Annotated in this window: 14 protein-coding genes; 8 read left to right on the top strand and 6 right to left on the bottom strand. The window is 68.2% G+C overall.

Annotated elements, in window-relative coordinates:
* Position 1: 1 nt before the first annotated feature.
* Positions 2 to 1,015, bottom strand: a complete 1,014-nt coding sequence (gene nusA / locus E3N94_RS05675; RefSeq protein WP_104100266.1) for a transcription termination factor NusA — start codon at positions 1,013 to 1,015, stop codon at positions 2 to 4.
* A 155-nt stretch (positions 1,016 to 1,170) separates the two neighbouring features.
* Between nusA and E3N94_RS05670 the strand changes: the two genes are divergently transcribed.
* Positions 1,171 to 1,992, top strand: a complete 822-nt coding sequence (locus E3N94_RS05670) for a DUF1206 domain-containing protein (protein ID WP_104100267.1) — start codon at positions 1,171 to 1,173, stop codon at positions 1,990 to 1,992.
* Positions 1,993 to 2,013: 21 nt separating this feature from the next.
* On the opposite strand, the gene E3N94_RS05665 is transcribed toward E3N94_RS05670, so the two are convergent.
* Together E3N94_RS05665 and ispG are read right to left on the bottom strand one after the other, a co-directional pair.
* Entirely contained in the window at positions 2,014 to 3,777 is a 1,764-nt protein-coding gene (locus E3N94_RS05665; protein WP_174776119.1) for a proline--tRNA ligase, read from the bottom strand.
* 635 nt (positions 3,778 to 4,412) lie between these two features.
* Positions 4,413 to 5,573 (bottom strand): flavodoxin-dependent (E)-4-hydroxy-3-methylbut-2-enyl-diphosphate synthase, encoded by a 1,161-nt coding sequence (gene ispG, locus E3N94_RS05660; RefSeq protein WP_174720143.1) that lies wholly within the window; start codon positions 5,571 to 5,573, stop codon positions 4,413 to 4,415.
* Between the two features lie 141 nt (positions 5,574 to 5,714).
* Here ispG and E3N94_RS05655 point away from each other — a divergent pair, with 141 nt between their 5' ends.
* The gene (locus E3N94_RS05655; RefSeq protein ID WP_104100269.1) at positions 5,715 to 6,914 is read left to right on the top strand and encodes an acetyl-CoA C-acetyltransferase; all 1,200 of its coding nucleotides are present in this window, start codon (positions 5,715 to 5,717) and stop codon (positions 6,912 to 6,914) included.
* 149 nt (positions 6,915 to 7,063) lie between these two features.
* Here the strand turns inward: E3N94_RS05655 and E3N94_RS05650 are convergent, their stop codons facing one another.
* Positions 7,064 to 8,443, bottom strand: a complete 1,380-nt coding sequence (locus E3N94_RS05650; protein ID WP_166790069.1) for a site-2 protease family protein — start codon at positions 8,441 to 8,443, stop codon at positions 7,064 to 7,066.
* 96 nt (positions 8,444 to 8,539) lie between these two features.
* Between E3N94_RS05650 and E3N94_RS05645 the strand changes: the two genes are divergently transcribed.
* From E3N94_RS05645 to E3N94_RS05635, 3 genes are read left to right on the top strand one after another with little or no spacing between them, the layout of a single operon-like run.
* Positions 8,540 to 9,898: a serine/threonine-protein kinase gene (locus E3N94_RS05645; RefSeq protein ID WP_347232692.1), complete on the top strand. Its 1,359-nt coding sequence runs from the start codon at positions 8,540 to 8,542 to the stop codon at positions 9,896 to 9,898.
* Positions 9,895 to 10,326, top strand: coding sequence for a hypothetical protein (locus E3N94_RS05640; RefSeq protein ID WP_104100271.1), 432 nt, complete (start codon positions 9,895 to 9,897; stop codon positions 10,324 to 10,326). The genes E3N94_RS05645 and E3N94_RS05640 overlap by 4 nt, the downstream gene beginning before the upstream one ends.
* 25 nt (positions 10,327 to 10,351) lie before the next feature.
* Positions 10,352 to 11,281: a hypothetical protein gene (locus tag E3N94_RS05635; protein ID WP_104100272.1), complete on the top strand. Its 930-nt coding sequence runs from the start codon at positions 10,352 to 10,354 to the stop codon at positions 11,279 to 11,281.
* Between the two features lie 18 nt (positions 11,282 to 11,299).
* Here the strand turns inward: E3N94_RS05635 and dxr are convergent, their stop codons facing one another.
* Positions 11,300 to 12,382 carry a 1-deoxy-D-xylulose-5-phosphate reductoisomerase gene (dxr, locus tag E3N94_RS05630; RefSeq protein WP_134569941.1) on the bottom strand — a complete coding sequence of 361 codons (1,083 nt, stop codon included), beginning with the start codon at positions 12,380 to 12,382 and terminating at the stop codon, positions 11,300 to 11,302.
* 65 nt (positions 12,383 to 12,447) lie between these two features.
* Here dxr and E3N94_RS05625 point away from each other — a divergent pair, with 65 nt between their 5' ends.
* On the top strand, positions 12,448 to 13,242 hold the full coding sequence (locus tag E3N94_RS05625; RefSeq protein WP_104100274.1) for a lysophospholipid acyltransferase family protein: 795 nt from the start codon (positions 12,448 to 12,450) through the stop codon (positions 13,240 to 13,242).
* A gap of 76 nt (positions 13,243 to 13,318) precedes the next feature.
* The gene (locus E3N94_RS05620; protein ID WP_104100275.1) at positions 13,319 to 14,656 is read left to right on the top strand and encodes an aminotransferase class III-fold pyridoxal phosphate-dependent enzyme; all 1,338 of its coding nucleotides are present in this window, start codon (positions 13,319 to 13,321) and stop codon (positions 14,654 to 14,656) included.
* A 111-nt stretch (positions 14,657 to 14,767) separates the two neighbouring features.
* On the opposite strand, the gene E3N94_RS05615 is transcribed toward E3N94_RS05620, so the two are convergent.
* A complete protein-coding gene (locus E3N94_RS05615) occupies positions 14,768 to 15,253 on the bottom strand; it encodes an OsmC family protein (protein ID WP_104100294.1) in 486 nt (161 codons plus the stop codon).
* 136 nt (positions 15,254 to 15,389) lie between these two features.
* On the opposite strand from E3N94_RS05615, the gene gabT reads away from it, so the two are divergent.
* Positions 15,390 to 16,772, top strand: coding sequence for a 4-aminobutyrate--2-oxoglutarate transaminase (gene gabT / locus E3N94_RS05610; protein ID WP_104100276.1), 1,383 nt, complete (start codon positions 15,390 to 15,392; stop codon positions 16,770 to 16,772).
* Positions 16,773 to 16,777: the final 5 nt, after the last annotated feature.

The following is a 16,777-nucleotide window of genomic DNA, read 5'->3' as shown; positions in this document are numbered from 1 at the left end:
CCTATTCCGTGTCCTCCAGAATGCTGTCCGGCTGAATGTCGATTTTCGCACCCGTGAGCTTGGCCGCGAGGCGCGCATTCTGACCTTCCTTGCCGATCGCCAGCGACAGCTGGTAGTCGGGAACGAGGGCTCGGACGGCCTTGATCGATTCGTCGATCACGTAGGAACTGGTGACCTTGGCCGGCGACAGTGCGCTGGCGACGAAGGTGGCCAGGTCTGGCGAGTAGTCGACGATGTCGATCTTCTCGTTGTTGAGCTCCACGGTGACGGCGCGCACGCGCTGGCCGAGTTCGCCGATGCAGGCGCCCTTGGCATTGACGCCGGGCTCCGTGGCGCGAACGGCCATTTTGGTGCGGTGACCGGCCTCACGGGCAAGCGAGACGATTTCGACGACGCCGCTGGCGATCTCCGGCACCTCGAGGGCGAAGAGGCGACGCACCAGCGAAGGGTGCGTGCGGGACACCGTGATCTGCGGGCCTTTGAGGCCCTTGCCGACGGCAGTTACATAGACGCGAATGCGCTGTCCGTGCACGTAGCTCTCGCTCGGCACCTGCTCTTCGGGCGGCAGGATCGCCTCGATCGTGCCCAAGTCGACGTGGATCATGCGCGGGTTCGGACCCTGCTGGATGATCCCGGCGACGATCTCACCCTCGCGGCCCTTGAATTCACCGAGCACAGCGTCATCGGCCAGGTCGCGCAGACGCTGGTTGATGACCTGCTTGGCCGCGAAGGCCGCGATGCGACCGAAGTCGGTGGGGTTGTCGACGGCTTCGCCGACGACGTTGCCCTCTTCGTCGTGTTCGGGCACAAAAATGTCGACGTGGCCGGTCTTGCGGTCGAGGACGACGCGCGCTTCCGGCTCTTCCTCGACGACCTGCTTCGTGGAGACTTCACCCTGCTGGGTGTGCTTCACGTAGGCCGTCAGAATTGCTTGCTCAATGATCCGCACGAGTTCCTCGAAGGGAATCTCTTTCTCGCGCTCCAACTGCCGCAACACGCTGAGGTCGATGTCCATGGCCGGCCTCCTCTATTCAGATCTTGCCGCCGCGAAACTGCGCAGCGGGCTCGTCCTAGATTAGCCGAATCCCCGGACGCCCGTCACCCGACCCAGGCCCGTCCCGCGCCGAAACTGCCTTCCCCTCGGCCCGAGCGCGGCGCTACGCTGGGCGGATGGCCGCCGATTCCGTATCCGACAACGCTCACCACGCTGCACGCACCGTCGAGGGCAGCCGCACCTTCCAACTTCTGGCCCGCGCCGGTTATGCGGTGAACGGCCTGCTTCACATCATGATCGGCGCCATCGCAATCAGCGTGGCAACGGGCGCCGGTGGCGAGTCGGCAGACCAGTCTGGCGCGCTCGGGCAGCTGGCCCAAACCCCCGGCGGCGTGTTCGTGCTCTGGACGGTGGTTCTCGGCCTGGCCTCGCTCGGCCTCTGGTATCTGGTACAGGTGTTCCTTGAACCCGCCCAAGATCCGAAACGCAAGTGGGCCCACCGCGCCGTCCTGATCGGCAAGGGTGTCGTCTTCCTGTTCATCGCGGGGACGGCGTTCACGTTCGCCCGCGGAGCCTCGGCAAGCTCGTCGGAAACAGCCAGCGACTCGACCGCGAGACTGCTGTCGATTCCCGGGGGCGTCGTGCTACTCTTCGTCGCCGGCCTGGCCGTGGTCGTGATCGGCGGCGTCTTCGTTCACCGCGGCGCCAGCCATGGCTTCACCGAGAGCATCACGGTGCCCGGTGGCCCGGCCGGCACGGTGGTCGTCATCCTCGGAACCGTGGGCTACATAGCGGAGGGCATCGCGCTGGCCGCCGTGGGCATCCTCTTCACCGTGGCGGCTTTCACGCTCGACCCGGAGAAGGCCACCGGCATGGACGGTGCGCTGAAATCACTCGTGGCGCTGCCGTTCGGGGTGGCGATCCTGGTGCTGGTCGGCGCCGGAGTGATCGCTTATGGCGTGTACTGCTTCGCCCAGGCGCGGCTCGCCCGCCTCTGAACCTTCAGCCGGGCCGGGCGCTCAGGCGAAGCTGGCGGCCAGTTCGGCAATGGCCACCTGGGTGCGCCCACCGGTGCGACGGTCCCAGAGTTCCACGATGCCGTCGGCGGCGCCACGGCCCACGATGACGATGACGGGGATGCCGATCAGTTCCGCGTCGCCGAACTTGACGCCCGGCGACACCTTGCGGCGGTCGTCGTAGAGCACGTCGCGCTGGATGCTCTCCAGCATGGCGACAACGGTTTCGGCAGTCTCGAAGACGACATCGTCCCGGCCGGTGGCGATCACGTGCACGTCGAACGGCGCGACCGTCTCGGGCCAGATCAGCCCCTTCGGGTCGTTGTTGAGTTCGGCGATGGTGGCGAGGATGCGGGTGACGCCGATGCCGTAGGAACCCATCGTGACCGTGACGAGCTTGCCCTTCTCGTCGAGAACCTTCAGGCCCAGCGCCTCAGCGTACTTTCGGCCGAGTTGGAAAACGTGGCCGATCTCCATGCCGCGGGCCAGCTCCACCGGGCCGGAGCCGTCGGGCGCGGGATCGCCGACGCGAACCTCGGCGGCCTCGATGGTGCCGCCCAGCGCGAAATCCCGGCCGGCGACGAGACCGAAGACGTGGCGGTCGGGCTCGTTCGCGCCCGTGATCCACTCGGTGCCCTCCACGACGCGCGGGTCAACCAGAAAACGGATGCCGGTGGTCGACTTCTCACCGAACACCGCTCCGTTCGCGCTCCAGGGTCCGATGTAGCCCTTGACCAGCCCGGGGAACTTGGCAAAGTCCGTTTCGTTCGCGGCCTCGACCTCGGCGGGGGTGACGGCCACCTCGACGCGCTTGAGGTCCACCTCGCGGTCGCCGGGGAGGCCGATCACGAGGAGTTCACGGGTGCCGTCGGGTTGGATGAGCGCGAGGACGACGTTCTTGAGGGTGTCCGCGGCAGTCCAGACGCGGCCGTCGGGACGCGGATGATCGCTGTTGGCCCGGTCGACCAGGGTCTGGATGGTGGGGGTGCCCGGGGTGTCGAAGACCTCGGCGGCGGGGAAGCCAGCCCAGTCGATCGATGGCGGGACGACCGTGCGGAACGCCTCGATGTTGGCCGCGTAGCCGCCGGCCGAGCGTACGAAGGTGTCTTCGCCGACCGGGGTCGGGTGCAGGAACTCTTCGCTCTTGGAGCCGCCCATTGCGCCGGCATCCGCCTGAACGATGACGTACTCGAGGCCGAGCCGGGTGAAGATGCGCTCGTAGGCGTCGCGCTGAGCCTGGTAGCTCGTGTCGAGGCCGGCATCCGTGTAGTCGAAGGAGTAGGCATCCTTCATCGTGAATTCGCGGCCGCGCAGCAGCCCGCCGCGGGACCGGGCCTCGTCGCGGTACTTGTCCTGGATCTGGAAGATCGACAGGGGCAGGTCCTTGTAGGAACTGTAGAGGTCCTTCACGAGGAGTGTGAAGACCTCTTCGTGGGTGGGGGCGAGGAGCAAGTCGCTGCCCTTGCGGTCCGTGAGCCGGAAGAGGCCGTCGCCGTATTCGTCCCAGCGGCCCGTGATCTCGTAGGGTTCCCGCGGCAGCAGGGCCGGGAAGTGCACCTCGAAGGCGCCGGCCGCGGCCATCTCCTCGCGCACGATCGTCTCGATCTTGGCCTTGACGCGCAGACCGATCGGCAGCCACGCGAAGATTCCGGGGGCTTGGCGGCGGATGTAGCCGGCGCGCACCAGCAGGCGGTGGCTGGTGACCTCGGCGTCCGAGGGGTCTTCGCGGAGGGTACGGAGGAAGTAGTTGGACATACGAATAGGCACTCACCCACTTTACGGCGCGCGGACAGACGTCGCGGCGCACCCGGTGGACGCCGGCACCTGTTCCGCGGTCCGCCGGATTCCACAACCCGCGCCGCGAACCGTCTTGACCGAGGTGCCGCCAGCGGCGGTCGCACCAGCGGCGGTCGCGCCAGCGGCGGTCGCGCTCGCCGAGACCTGGCGACCCGACGTGCGGAGGCCCCCGCCCCGGGCATCCGTTGCGGCCGGTCGCTAACCTCGGAGATTTTCGCAACACGCCGCACAATACGGCGCCAAAACCGGTGTGTCTCAAAAATTCCCGCGTTTACGTGACAACGGATGCCCATGACGAGTGTGCGCGGCTGGCCCAGCGACGCACCGCGACGCCGAATGACCGCACGTTCCGGCCGACGAGTCCTTCCCATCAGAGCCCCGGCAGTTTCCCTCTCCCGAACGAATTCGACGGAGATTCTGCCGGAATCGGCCCTAGAGCCCGCGAAAAGTCCCCACTACGTGAAAATCTCCGTCGAATTGGTTCAACGCTGGTACGGTGCTCCACCTGTGATGAACGTCATGCACGCGGCGCCTGAGATCTGATCTCCCGGACGCGACGCGACGCGACCCAGCGAATGGGACTCGCTGGACTCGTTGGATCTCGACTAGTTGGAGCCGACCGTCACGACGGGGGCGCCGAGGGAGTCTTCGCTCGGCGGCATCTCGGCGGCCATCCGGTTGGCCTCCTCGATCAGGGTCGCGACGATCTCCGACTCCGGCACGGTCTTGATGACCTCGCCGCGCACAAAGATCTGGCCCTTGCCGTTACCCGACGCCACGCCGAGGTCGGCGTCGCGGGCCTCGCCCGGTCCGTTAACGACACAACCCATCACGGCAACCCGGAGCGGCACGGTCATGCCCTCGAGGCCGTCGGTGACGTCGTTGGCGAGCTTGTACACGTCGACTTGGGCGCGACCGCAACTCGGGCAGGACACGATCTCCAGCTTGCGCTCGCGCAGGTTCAGCGACTGCAGGATCTGCAGGCCCACCTTGATCTCCTCGGCCGGGGGCGCGCTCAGCGACACCCGGATGGTGTCACCGATGCCTTCGCCGAGCAGGATACCGAACGCCGTGGCGCTCTTGATGGTGCCTTGGAACGACGGTCCGGCCTCGGTGACGCCGAGGTGCAGGGGCCAGTCGCCGCGTTCGGCGAGCAGCCGGTAGGCCTTGACCATGATCACCGGGTCGTTGTGCTTGACGGAGATCTTGAAGTCGTGGAAGTCGTGTTCCTCGAACAGGCTGGCTTCCCAGACGGCGCTCTCGACGAGCGCCTCCGGGGTGGCCTTGCCGTACTTCTGCAGCAGGCTCGGCTCGAGCGAGCCGGCGTTGACGCCGATGCGGAGGGAGACGCCGGCTGCTTTGGCCGCGGCGGCGATCTTGCCGACCTGGTCGTCGAACTTGCGGATGTTTCCCGGGTTGACGCGCACGGCGGCACAGCCGGCGTCGATCGCGGCGAACACGTAGCTCGGCTGGAAGTGGATGTCGGCGATGACCGGGATCTGGCTCTTCATCGCGATGATCGGCAGCACCTCGGCGTCGTCGCGGCTGGGCACGGCGACGCGCACGATGTCGCAGCCGGATGCCGTCAGCTCGGCAATCTGCTGCAGGGTCGCGTTGATGTTCGTGGTCGGTGTCGTCGTCATCGACTGCACGCTCACGCGCGCGTCGCCGCCGACGAGTACCTTGCCGACCTTGATCTGACGCGTCTTGCGACGCGGAGCGAGAACTTCAGGTACTTTGGGCATTCCCAGGTTGATTGCAGCCACGGCGACAGCTTACGCGGCGAGACCGGGCGAAATCTGAACGGATGCCGGATGACTCCCGACGGTCGGGGCCACCGCCGGAACGCATCGCCACCCCTACCCGATCGGCCCTCGGCCCGATCGGTCTTCTGAAGGAGATCCGCTATGAACCACAGTGCCGTGAACAGCAGCGACGTCGTCATCCTCGCGGGCTCGCGCACACCGCAGGGTCGGGTGAACGGGCAGCTCTCAGGCCTCACCGCCGTGCAGCTGGGAACCGCTGCCATCACCGGGGCGCTCGCCCGCGCCGGCGTGACACCCGATCAGGTGCAGTTCGTGCTTATGGGCCAGGTCCTGCAGGCCGGCTCCGGCCAGAACCCGGCCCGGCAGAGCGCGATCGGCGCCGGCATCCCGTGGAACGTTCCGGCAATGACACTGAACAAGGTGTGCCTCTCGGGGTTGGCCGCCGTGATCGACGCGGCCCGGATCATCCGTCTCGGTGAAGCGGATGTCGTCGTGGCCGGCGGCCAGGAATCGATGTCGAACGCCCCGCACCTGCTGCCCGGCTCGCGCACGGGCTGGGCCTACGGCAGCGTCACCATGCTTGACCACGCCGCCAGCGACGGGCTGACGGATGCTTTCGACGGCCTCTCTATGGGCCTTTCCACCGAGCATGTCAACGGGCGGCTCGGCCTGCTTCGGGCGGACCAGGATGCCATCGCGGCCGCCTCGCATCAGCGCGCCGCCGCCGCCGTCGAGAACGGCGTCTTCGACGACGAGATCACCCCGATCAGCGTTCCGCAGCGGAAGGGCGAGCCGCTCCTGGTCGCCACGGACGAGGGTGTGCGCGGCGACAGCACCACGCAGACGCTGGGCCGGCTGCGCCCGGCCTTCACCGAGGACGGCACCGTCACGGCCGGCAACTCGTCGCCGCTGAGCGACGGTGCCAGCGCCCTCGTGCTGTGCAGCCGCCGCTTCGCCGACGACAATGAGCTCAGCTGGCTGGCGGTGGTGGAGTCCTCCGGCCAGGTCGCCGGACCCGACAACTCGCTGCACTCACAGCCGGCGAACGCGATCCACCGCGCGTTGGAGCGCCAGGGCTGGGCGGCCAACGAGCTCGACCTGGTCGAGATCAATGAGGCCTTCGCCGCGGTGTCGCTCGAATCGACCCGGGAGCTCGGCCTCTCCCCCGAGCAGGTCAACATCCACGGCGGCGCGATCGCCCTCGGGCATCCGATCGGGGCCTCGGGCGGCCGCCTCGCGCTGCACGCGGCGCTTGAGCTGGCCCGGCGCGGCACCGGTAAGGCCGCCGTCGCCCTCTGCGGCGGCGGCGGCCAGGGTGAGGCGCTGCTGCTCTCGCGCTAACGCCCGTACCGGACGCCGCTCGCAGACGCCGAGAGTCGCCGTTTTTGCCCAGTTGACCTGGCTGAACGGCGACTCTCGGCATTTTCGGCGAATCTCGGCGAATCTCGCCGGGCAGAGCCGCGGGGAGCTGCGCCGGGACGCGCCGCGGATCAGCCGAAGATGTTGATCGGTTTGACGATGTCCGCGTAGATCAGCAGCAGGCTCATGGCGCCGAGCACCACCACGACGGCGAAGGTGAGCGGCATCAGTTTCGCCGTGTCGACGGGGCCCGGGTCGGGGCGTCTGAACAGCTTGGCGATCTGACGCCGCAACCCTTCCCAGAGCGCGCCGGCGACGTGTCCGCCGTCGAGCGGCATCAGCGGCACCAGGTTGAACACGAACAGGGCCACGTTGAGCGAGGCCAGGAGCCCCAGCATGCTCGCGATCTTGCTGTTCACCGGGATGGCGTCGATGCTGGCGATCTCGCCGGCGACGCGGCCGACCCCGACCACACTGATCGGGCCGTTGGGGTCGCGCTCCCCCGGTCCGAAGGCCGCGTTGGCGATATCGATCATGCGCTGCGGCAGGTTCGCGATCATGTGCACGACCGCGCCGATGTTCTCGCCCACCGCGGGCAGCACGGCGGTCGCCGGCTGCGGCACGAACTCGCCAGCCGGGCCGATTCCGACGAAGCCGACCTCCTGAGTCCTCGGCTCGCCGGCGGCATCCTCTTCGATCTCGCCGTCGGCATCGCTCACGTAGCGTTCGGTGAGTTTCGGGGTGATGGTCAGGGTCTGCTGGGTGCCGTTGCGTTCGACGACGGTGGCAAGCGGGATGCCCGGCGACTCGCGAATGATCTCGGTGGACTGGTCCCAGCTGTCGATCGGGGTGCCGTTCATGCTGACCAGGCGGTCGCCCGGCTGCAGGCCGGCCGCGGCGCCGGGCGCCTTCTCGTCGGTCGGTTCGCAGGTCTGCCGGGTGCTCGTGGCCGGCAGCACGCACTCGGACACGCTGCCGATGCTGGTGCTGGCCTGGGCCGTTCCGAAGCCCATCAGGAGCACGGCGAAGAGCACGACCGCGATGAGGAGATTCATCGTGGGCCCGCCGAGCATGATGATGACACGCTTGAAGACGGGCAGGCGGTAGAACGCGCGGTGCTCCTCGCCCTCACCGATGGTGTCGGCGCTGGACTGGCGGGCGTCGTCGACCATGGTGGCCATGGCGCCGGGCTTCTTCTCCGGTTCACCCTCCTGCACCAGCTGGTTGAAGAAGCCAGTGCTGGATGCCTGCACTCTGCCGCCCTTTTTGGCGGGCGGGAACATGCCGATCATGGCGATGTAGCCGCCGAGCGGGATGGCCTTCACGCCGTACTCGGTCTCGCCCTTGCGACGGGACCATAGGGTGGGCCCGAAACCGATCATGTACTGGGTGACCTTGACGCCGAAGAGCTTGGCGGGAAGCAGGTGCCCGATCTCGTGCAGGCCGATGGACAGGGCAAGGCCGACCACGACGATCAGAACGCCCAGAATATACAGCAGCACGGTTTCCACAGTCGTAGATTACCCACTCCACCCTGCGAGGGCGCTGGCTGTTCCCCCTGCAAGGTGTGGTTTGCTTGACTTTACGGATCCACGAGGAGGTTCCCTCTGTCCAAGCCACACGCCGTCGGTCCCATCGGCATCAGCCTGGCCGACCGTTTTCGTATCGACGCTCTGCTCGGAACGGGCGGGATGGCATCCGTTTACCGGGCCACCGACCTCTTTCTGGGGCGTACGGTCGCCGTGAAGCTGTTCCGTCTCGACACGGCCGACGACGCCGGGCCCGAGCGCCAGAGCGGCGAGGTCACGGTGCTCGCGAGCCTCAACCACTTCGCCCTGGTCACCCTGTTCGACGCCGGCACGGCCGTGATCGACGGAGTCTCGCGCACTTACATCGTGATGGAGCTCGTGGACGGCACGGACCTGCGCAGCAAGATCGCCGACGGGGCCCTGCACCCCGACGAGGTGGCAGCCATGGGCGCCGACCTCGCGGAGGCGCTGCACTACGTGCACGCGCGGGGCATCATCCACCGCGACATCAAGCCCGCGAACGTGCTGCTCGCACCGTCGGGCTTCCCCGGCCGCGCCATGCATGCCAAACTCGCCGACTTCGGCATTGCCCGTCTCTTCGACGCGACCCGCCTCACGGCGACCGGGTCTCTGCTCGGCACGGCCGGCTACCTCAGCCCCGAACAGGCACTCGGCAACACCATCGGCCCGCCCAGCGACGTCTACTCGCTCGGACTCGTGCTGCTCGAATGCCTCACTGGCGAGCGCGCCTTCACCGGAACGGCGATCGAATCGGCAATGGCCAGGCTGCAGCGGCAGCCGCACATCCCGGCCCATCTCGGCCAGCGCTGGGCCGCTGTTCTGGGCGGCATGACCATCCGCGAGCCGGCCGACCGACTCAGCGCGGGTGACGCAGCCGTGCAGCTGCGACGCCTGGTCAGCGGGGAGAACGTCGCCGATGTCACCGCAGTCACCGTGGCAATGGGGGATCCGGGGGCCACCGAGCTTCTGGAACCCACCGCCGATCCGGGCGCCAACGAGCTGTTGGAGCCCACTGCCGTCCTGGGCGCCACCGAAACCCTCGAGCCCACCGCGGTCCTCAGGGCCGCGACCCTCGAGCCGACTGCGGTTCTGGCCGTCACGAAGGTCATCGCTGCCCCGAAACCCGGCGCGGATTCCCCCACCGAGTTTCTGACGCCGGCCGGCGCTCCGGCCCGCTCACCGGGCCGCGCGGCGGAACGGTCCCCGGGTAGCGCCCGTGGCACCACCATCGCTCCCACGTGGCGCCGGCCCCGAGTGCTCGCCTCGCTCGGAGTCCTGGCCGCGCTCATTCTGCTCGCCGTGGTGGTCTTCACCCCGCGGGTGGCTGAACCGGCCACGCCCGCCGCTACCTACCCGGCCGTCGACGGCTCCCTCGGCACCAATCTGAAGCGACTCCAGGAAAGCGTGACGCCATGATGCCTCGGGCCCGCCTAACACTCGCACTGGCCGCGGTCACGCTCGTCGCGTCCACCCTGACCGGGTGCGGGAGCACACCTCCCGACCTGCAGCAGAGCACCGCCACCGAGTTGCAGGCCGGTGTGCGGAACGTCACAGCGGCCGCCGCGGCCGGCGACTTCGAGGCCGCCCAGGCCTCGCTCGAGGCCGTCCAGGCCGACCTGCTGACCGCGGCCGCGGCGGACGGGGTAAGCGCCGCCCGTGCTGCCGACATCCAGTCAGCCCTCAACCTGGTGTCCGCGGACCTGACCGCCGCGATCGAGGCGAGCAAGCCGGAGCCGACCGTGGCCCCGGTTCCAGCCCCGAGCCCGACGTCCGTTGACAACGGCAACGACAAGGACGACGGTAAATGCAAGAAGAACGACGACGGCTGCGACGACGAGGACTAGCGTCGGCCTCATCTCAGGAGGATACATGCCCCAGCAACTGATCGTCGGCGCCGGCATGGTCGGACGACCGCTCGCCGAGCGTCTGATGATTCGAGGAGACCAGGTGACCGTCGGAACACGCTCCGGCGCGGCGGCACCCGGGGTAGAGTCTGTCGTGCTGAACGCGAGCGACGCCCAGACCTTCACCCGGGCGGCAACCGGCATGTCGACGATCTTTCTGTGCATCAACCCGCGGTACACCGACTGGCCCACCCAGTGGCCGCCGGTCATCGACGCGGCGCTGACGGCGGCATCCGTCACCGGCGCCCGCCTGGTGATGATGGGCAATCTCTACCCGTACGGGTCTCCGACCGGGCCGATGACCGAGCATTCGCCGGAAACGACCACCGAGACGAAGGGGCTCGTGCGCAAGGAGCTCTGGCACCGGGTGAGGGACGCGCACGACCGCGGCGAGATTCGGGCCGTCGAGGTGCGGGCGAGCGATTATTTCGGGCCGGGCGTCGTCGGCACTGCGCATCTCGACGACCGGTTCTTCAGAGCCATCCTGGAATCGAAGACCGCCCGGGTCGTGGGCCGGCCCGGGCGCGTGCACAGCTGGAGCTACCTGCCCGACATCGTGACAACTCTCGTGGCCGCCGCCGACTACCGGGGCGACTGGGGCCGCCTCTGGCATGTGCCGAGCACGGCCATCACCCGTGACGACATCGCCGCCCAGCTCAACCGCCGCTACGGCACGCACGGCACGGTGGCGGGCTACCCGCAGTGGCTGCTCAAATCGCTCGGCGCGCTGAACCCGATGATGCACGAGATCTGGGCCTCGAGCTATCAGCTCAGGGTGCCGTACATCATCGATTCCGCCGAAACCGAGCGCGAGCTCGGCGTCGGCAAGACCCCGTGGCCGGATGCCCTCGCCGCCACCGCGGACAGTTACCGCAGCTCAGGCGACACGGCCTAAGCTGCGTGGCCGGCTTTCTCAGCGGGCGAGGAGCTTGTCCGCCGCGGCGCGGGCCCACGCCTCGGCGCCGACGAGCGACTCGCGTGTGAGCGGGCCGTCCTGCTCGTGCCGTTCGACGACACGCTGGATGGTGTCGACGATGTCCAGAAACCCGATGGTGCCGGCGTGGAAAGCTGCCACGGCCTGCTCGTTCGCCGCGTTGAACACCGCGGGGTAGGTGCCGCCCGCGCGCCCGACCTGCTTGGCCAGGTCGACGGCCGGGAAAGCCGTCGTGTCGAGGGGCTCGAAGGTCCAGTCCTGCGGGATGGTCCAGTCGATCGGGGTGCCGACCGCCGCGACGCGGTTCGGCCAGTCCAGCCCGAGCGAGATCGGCAGACGCATATCCGGCGGGGACGCCTGGGCGATCGTCGATCCGTCGATGAATTCCACCATGGAGTGCACGACGGACTGCGGGTGCACGACCACATCGATGCGCTCGTATTCCACGTCGAAGAGCAGGTGCGCTTCGATCACCTCGAGGCCCTTGTTGACGAGGGTGGACGAGTTGGTCGTGACGACGAGCCCCATCTCCCAGGTAGGGTGCGCGAGCGCCTCGGCCGGCGTGACGTCGGCGAGCTGCCCGCGTCGTCGGCCACGGAACGGGCCCCCGGATGCCGTCAGCACCAGGCGTCGCACCTCGCCGGCCGTTCCCGAGCGGAGCGCCTGCGCGATGGCGGAGTGCTCGGAGTCGACGGGCACGATCTGTCCCGGCGCCGCCAGCGACTTCACCAGGTCGCCACCGACGATGAGCGATTCCTTGTTGGCCAGGGCCAGCGTGCGACCGGCTCGCAGGGCGGCGAGAGTCGGCCCGAGGCCCACCGAGCCCGTGATGCCGTTGAGCACCACGTCGGCCTCGACGTCGCGGACGAGCTCTTCGGCCTCGTCCGCGCCGAGCGCCGTGTGCTCGACCTCGAACTCGGCGGCCTGCGCCTCGAGCATCGTCCTGTTGTTGCCGGCGGAGAGCCCGACCACCTCGAACCGGGTGGGGTGGGCCTTGATCACATCGAGGGCCTGGGTTCCGATCGAGCCGGTCGACCCGAGAATTACAACTCGTCTGCGCATCCTGCAATTTTAGGTGGCGCCGCCGCCTTTCGTGGCGCGGCGGGCCGTGGCGGTAGGGTCCAAGGATGACCGGTTCCAAAGAAGATTCCCAGGATGCAACTCCCGTCGACCTGTCGGCGGAGGAATCGGAGCGCACGAAGCGCCCCGGATTCGTCTACTTTCTCGGTTACGGCATCATGGCGCCGATCGCCCGGCTGGTCTTCCGCCCCACCATCATCGGCCGGGATAACATCCCGCGCAGCGGCCGCGTCATCCTGGCCAGCAACCACCTGTCGTTCATCGACAGCATCGTGATTCCGCTGGTCGCACCTCGGCGCGTGCAGTTCCTGGCCAAGTCCACCTACTTCACCGGCACCGGGTTCACGGGTTTCGTCTCGCGCACCTTCTTCACCTCGATCGGAGCGGTCGGGGTCGAACGCGGCGCGGGGCAGGCCGCCCAGGACGCTCTCGACGCCGGCCGCAACATCCTCGAATCCGACAGCGCGTTCGCGATCTACCCGGAGGGAACCCGTTCCCTCGACGGCCGCCTGTACAAGGGCCGCACGGGCGTGGCATGGCTCGCCCTCACCACGGGGGCCGTCGTGGTTCCGGTCGGGCTGATCGGCACACAGGAGATCCAGCCGGTGGGAGCGAAATTCCCGCGCATCCGCAAGGTCACGGTCACCTTCGGCGAGCCCCTCGACCTGAGCCGCCACGGTTCCGCCGAGTCCGGCAAGGCACGGCGCGGCGCGACCGACGAGATCATGGCCGCGATCCACGCCCTGTCCCGTCAGGAATTGGCCGGCCGGTACAACGAGTCGCCGCCCTCGGGAACCCTGCAAAAGATCGCCGACCGGGTCTTCCCGCGCGAACGCGTCTAGCCGCTTTCGGACCGGCCGAGCCGAGCATCCGTCGCCCGGAAACACCGCGGAAACGGGCGCGACCTAAGCTGGGGTCATGTCTGACACGTATTCGGTACCCCAGGAGCGCAAGCTCGTCACCGCCCTTCCCGGCCCCAAGTCGGTCGAATTGCAGGAACGCCGCCTGCGCGCGGTTTCCCGCGGTGCGGGCACGCTGGCGAACATCTATATGGATCACGGAGCGGGAGCGATCCTCGTCGACGTCGACGGCAACCAGATCATCGACCTCGGCTGCGGCATCGGCGTGACCACCATCGGTCACGCGAACGACGAGGTGGCCGCGGCCGCCGCGGCGCAGGCCGCCAAGCTCACCCACACCCTGTTCACCGTCACCCCGTACGAGAACTACGTGGCCGTCGCGGAGAAGCTCGCCGAGATCACCCCCGGCGACTTCGAGAAGCGCTCCATCCTGGTGAACACCGGCGCGGAAGCCGTCGAGAACGCCGTGAAGATCGCCCGCAAGTTCACCGGCCGGCGCGCCATCGTTGCGCTCGACCACGCGTTCCACGGTCGCACCAACCTGACCATGGCGATGACTTACCGCCCCTGGCCCGAGCGCGCCGGAATGGGACCGTTCCCCGGCGAGATCTACAGCGTGCCGACCAGCTACCCCTACCGTGACGGCCTGACCGGCGAAGAAGCCGCCGAGAAGACCATCGACTACATCAACACCCACATCGGCGCCACCGAGATCGCGGCCTTCTTCATCGAGCCGATCCAGGGCGACGGCGGCATCGTCATCCCCGCCCCCGGATTCTTCAAGCGCCTGAGCGAATTCTGCACCGAGCACGGCATCGTCTTCGTCTCCGACGAGATCCAGGCCGGCATCGCCCGCACCGGAGCCTGGTACGGCATCGAGCACCACAACGTGGTGCCGGACCTCGTCACCACCGCCAAGGGCATCGCCGGCGGATTCCCGCTCGCCGCCGTCACCGGCCGCGCCGACATAATGGACTCTGTGCAGCCCGGCGGCATCGGCGGAACCTTCGGCGGCAACCCGGTCTCGACCGCGGCCGCCCTCGCCGTCTTCGACCTGATCGAGCGGGACGACCTCCTCGGCGAGGCGCGGCGCGTCGAGAAGGCCCTCTGGGCACGCATCGGCGACTGGCCGAAGCGGTTCGCGGTCGTGGGCGACGTGCGCGGCAAGGGTGCGATGTTCGGGGTGGAGCTCGTTCACCCGGGCACGAACACACCGTACCCCGAGGCTCTCACCGCGATCATCAAGCACGCGACCACCAACGGCGTCATCGTGCTGGATGCCGGCAGCTGGGACTCGGTGCTGCGCATCATGCCGTCGGTCGTCATCTCCGAGGCGCTGATCGACGATGCCGCCTCCGTTATCGAGGAAACCCTCGCCGCCTTGTCCGGCCCGTAGCACCGATAGAACCCCGGGTATGTGGCGGCGAGCGTGCGGCGGAAGCCGTCTGATCGCCGCCGCCGCAGGGAGCACGGCCACCGACCGCACGTTGCGGTGACCGGGTCGGCGTCACACCTCAGTATCGGCGAGCGCCACCGTCTGCGGCTGGTGAATGACGGGGAAGTTCACGGATGCGCCGATGAAACAGAGGCCGGCGGCCTCCGCGTGCAGGGACTGCGCGAGTTCGACCTGGCCGGGGTCGGCAACCGTGACGCGCGGTCGCAGGGTCACCTCGGTGAAGTGGCCGCCACCATCCGTCGTCTGGGCCATCGACCCGGTCGCGTCGTCGGTATAGTCGACGACCTGCACGCCGTGCTTCACGGCGACGTGCAGGTAGCTCATCAGGTGGCATTCGCTGAGGGCGGCCAGCAGCAGTTCCTCCGGGTTCCAACGGTCGGCGTCCCCGTGGAAGGTCGGATCGGCCGATGCACTTATCGGCTCCTTGCCGGGGGCGGTGATCAGGTGATCCCGGCCGTAGTCCCGGTAGCTGCTCGTGCCGGTGCCTCGGTTGCCTGTCCAGGCGATGTTCACGGCGTAGTGGTGGTGTGCACCGATCACGGCGCCTCCTTCGATTTGCGCGGCTCTGCGGGCCGATTCGCGGCCGACAACGGGCCGTAACACGGCCAGGGAACCGATTGTCGCAGCAATTCGCCGCGCCTCCCGTCGCATCGATCGGTAAACTGGTCAGATCATGACTGACACGCTGACGCCTTCGACCTCCCCGTCCACCCCCGCCGCACTGGTTTACACCGTGCCGCAGGAACGCAAGATCGTGACCGCGATCCCGGGTCCGCGCTCGAAAGAACTCCAGCAGCGCAGGCTCGCCGTCGTCTCCGGCGGCGTCGCATCCGCTTTGCCCGTCTACATCGCCAAGGCGAACGGCGCCATCCTCGTCGACGTCGACGGCAACCAGTTCATCGACCTGGGCGCCGGCATCGGTGTGACCACGATCGGCCACACCGAGACCAGCGTGGTCGCGGCCGCCGTCGAACAGACCCAGGACTTCATCCACACCCTCTTCACCATCACGCCCTACGAGGAGTATGTGCGCGTCTGCGAGCTTCTCGCCGAGCACACCCCCGGCTCCTGGCCGAAGAAGTCGGTGCTGATCAACTCGGGCGCCGAAGCCGTCGAGAACGGTGTCAAGATCGCCCGCAAGCACACCGGCCGCCGCGCCGTCGCCGTGCTCGACCACGCTTACCACGGTCGCACGGTGCTGACCATGGCCATGAACTACAAGGCCATGCCCTACGCCACCGGCTACGGCCCCCTCGCCAGCGATGTCTACCACGCCCCCAGCTCCTACCCGTATCACGACGGTCTGAGCGGGGCGGATGCCGCGGCGCGCACGATCGCGTACCTCGAGAAGGTCGTCGGACCCACCGACCTGGCTTGCCTGGTCGTCGAGCCCATCCAGGGTGAGGGTGGCTTCATGGTTCCGGCCGAGGGCTACTTCAACGCCCTGCAGACCTGGTGCACCGCGAACGGCGTCGTCATGATCGCAGACGAGATCCAGAGCGGCATGGCCCGCACCGGCAAGTACTACGCCAGCGAGCACTTCGGCTGGACCCCCGACCTCGTGCTCACCGCCAAGGGCATCGCCGGCGGCATGCCGCTGGCCGCCGTCACCGGCCGCGCCGAGATCATGGATTCCTCGCAGCCCGGCGGCCTCGGCGGAACCTTCGGCGGTAACCCGGTCTCCTGCGCAGCGGCCATAGCGGTCTTCGAGTCGATTGAGCGAGGCGATCTGCTCGCCGAGGGTGTGCGTATCGAGAACACCCTGCGCGCCGGCCTCGGTTCCCTCAAGGAGAAGTACGACATCATCGGCGAGATCCGCGGTCGCGGCGCCATGATCGCCATCGAACTCGTGCAGCCGGGCACCGGTGACACGGAGAAGGCGCCGAACGCCGCCGCAGTGTCCTCCATCGCCGCCTACGCCGCCCAGCACGGCGTGTTGCTGCTCACCGCCGGAACCTACGGCAACGTGCTGCGCTTCCTCCCGAGCCTGGCCGTGAGTGATGCCCTCCTGAACGATGCCCTCTCGGTCATCGACGACGCCATCGCCGCGCTTTAGGCGCG

Source organism: Cryobacterium sp. Sr3 (assembly GCF_004402835.1).
In the GTDB taxonomy this organism is placed as follows: domain Bacteria; phylum Actinomycetota; class Actinomycetes; order Actinomycetales; family Microbacteriaceae; genus Cryobacterium; species Cryobacterium sandaracinum.
This window is presented reverse-complemented; position numbering and strand designations above follow the sequence as displayed.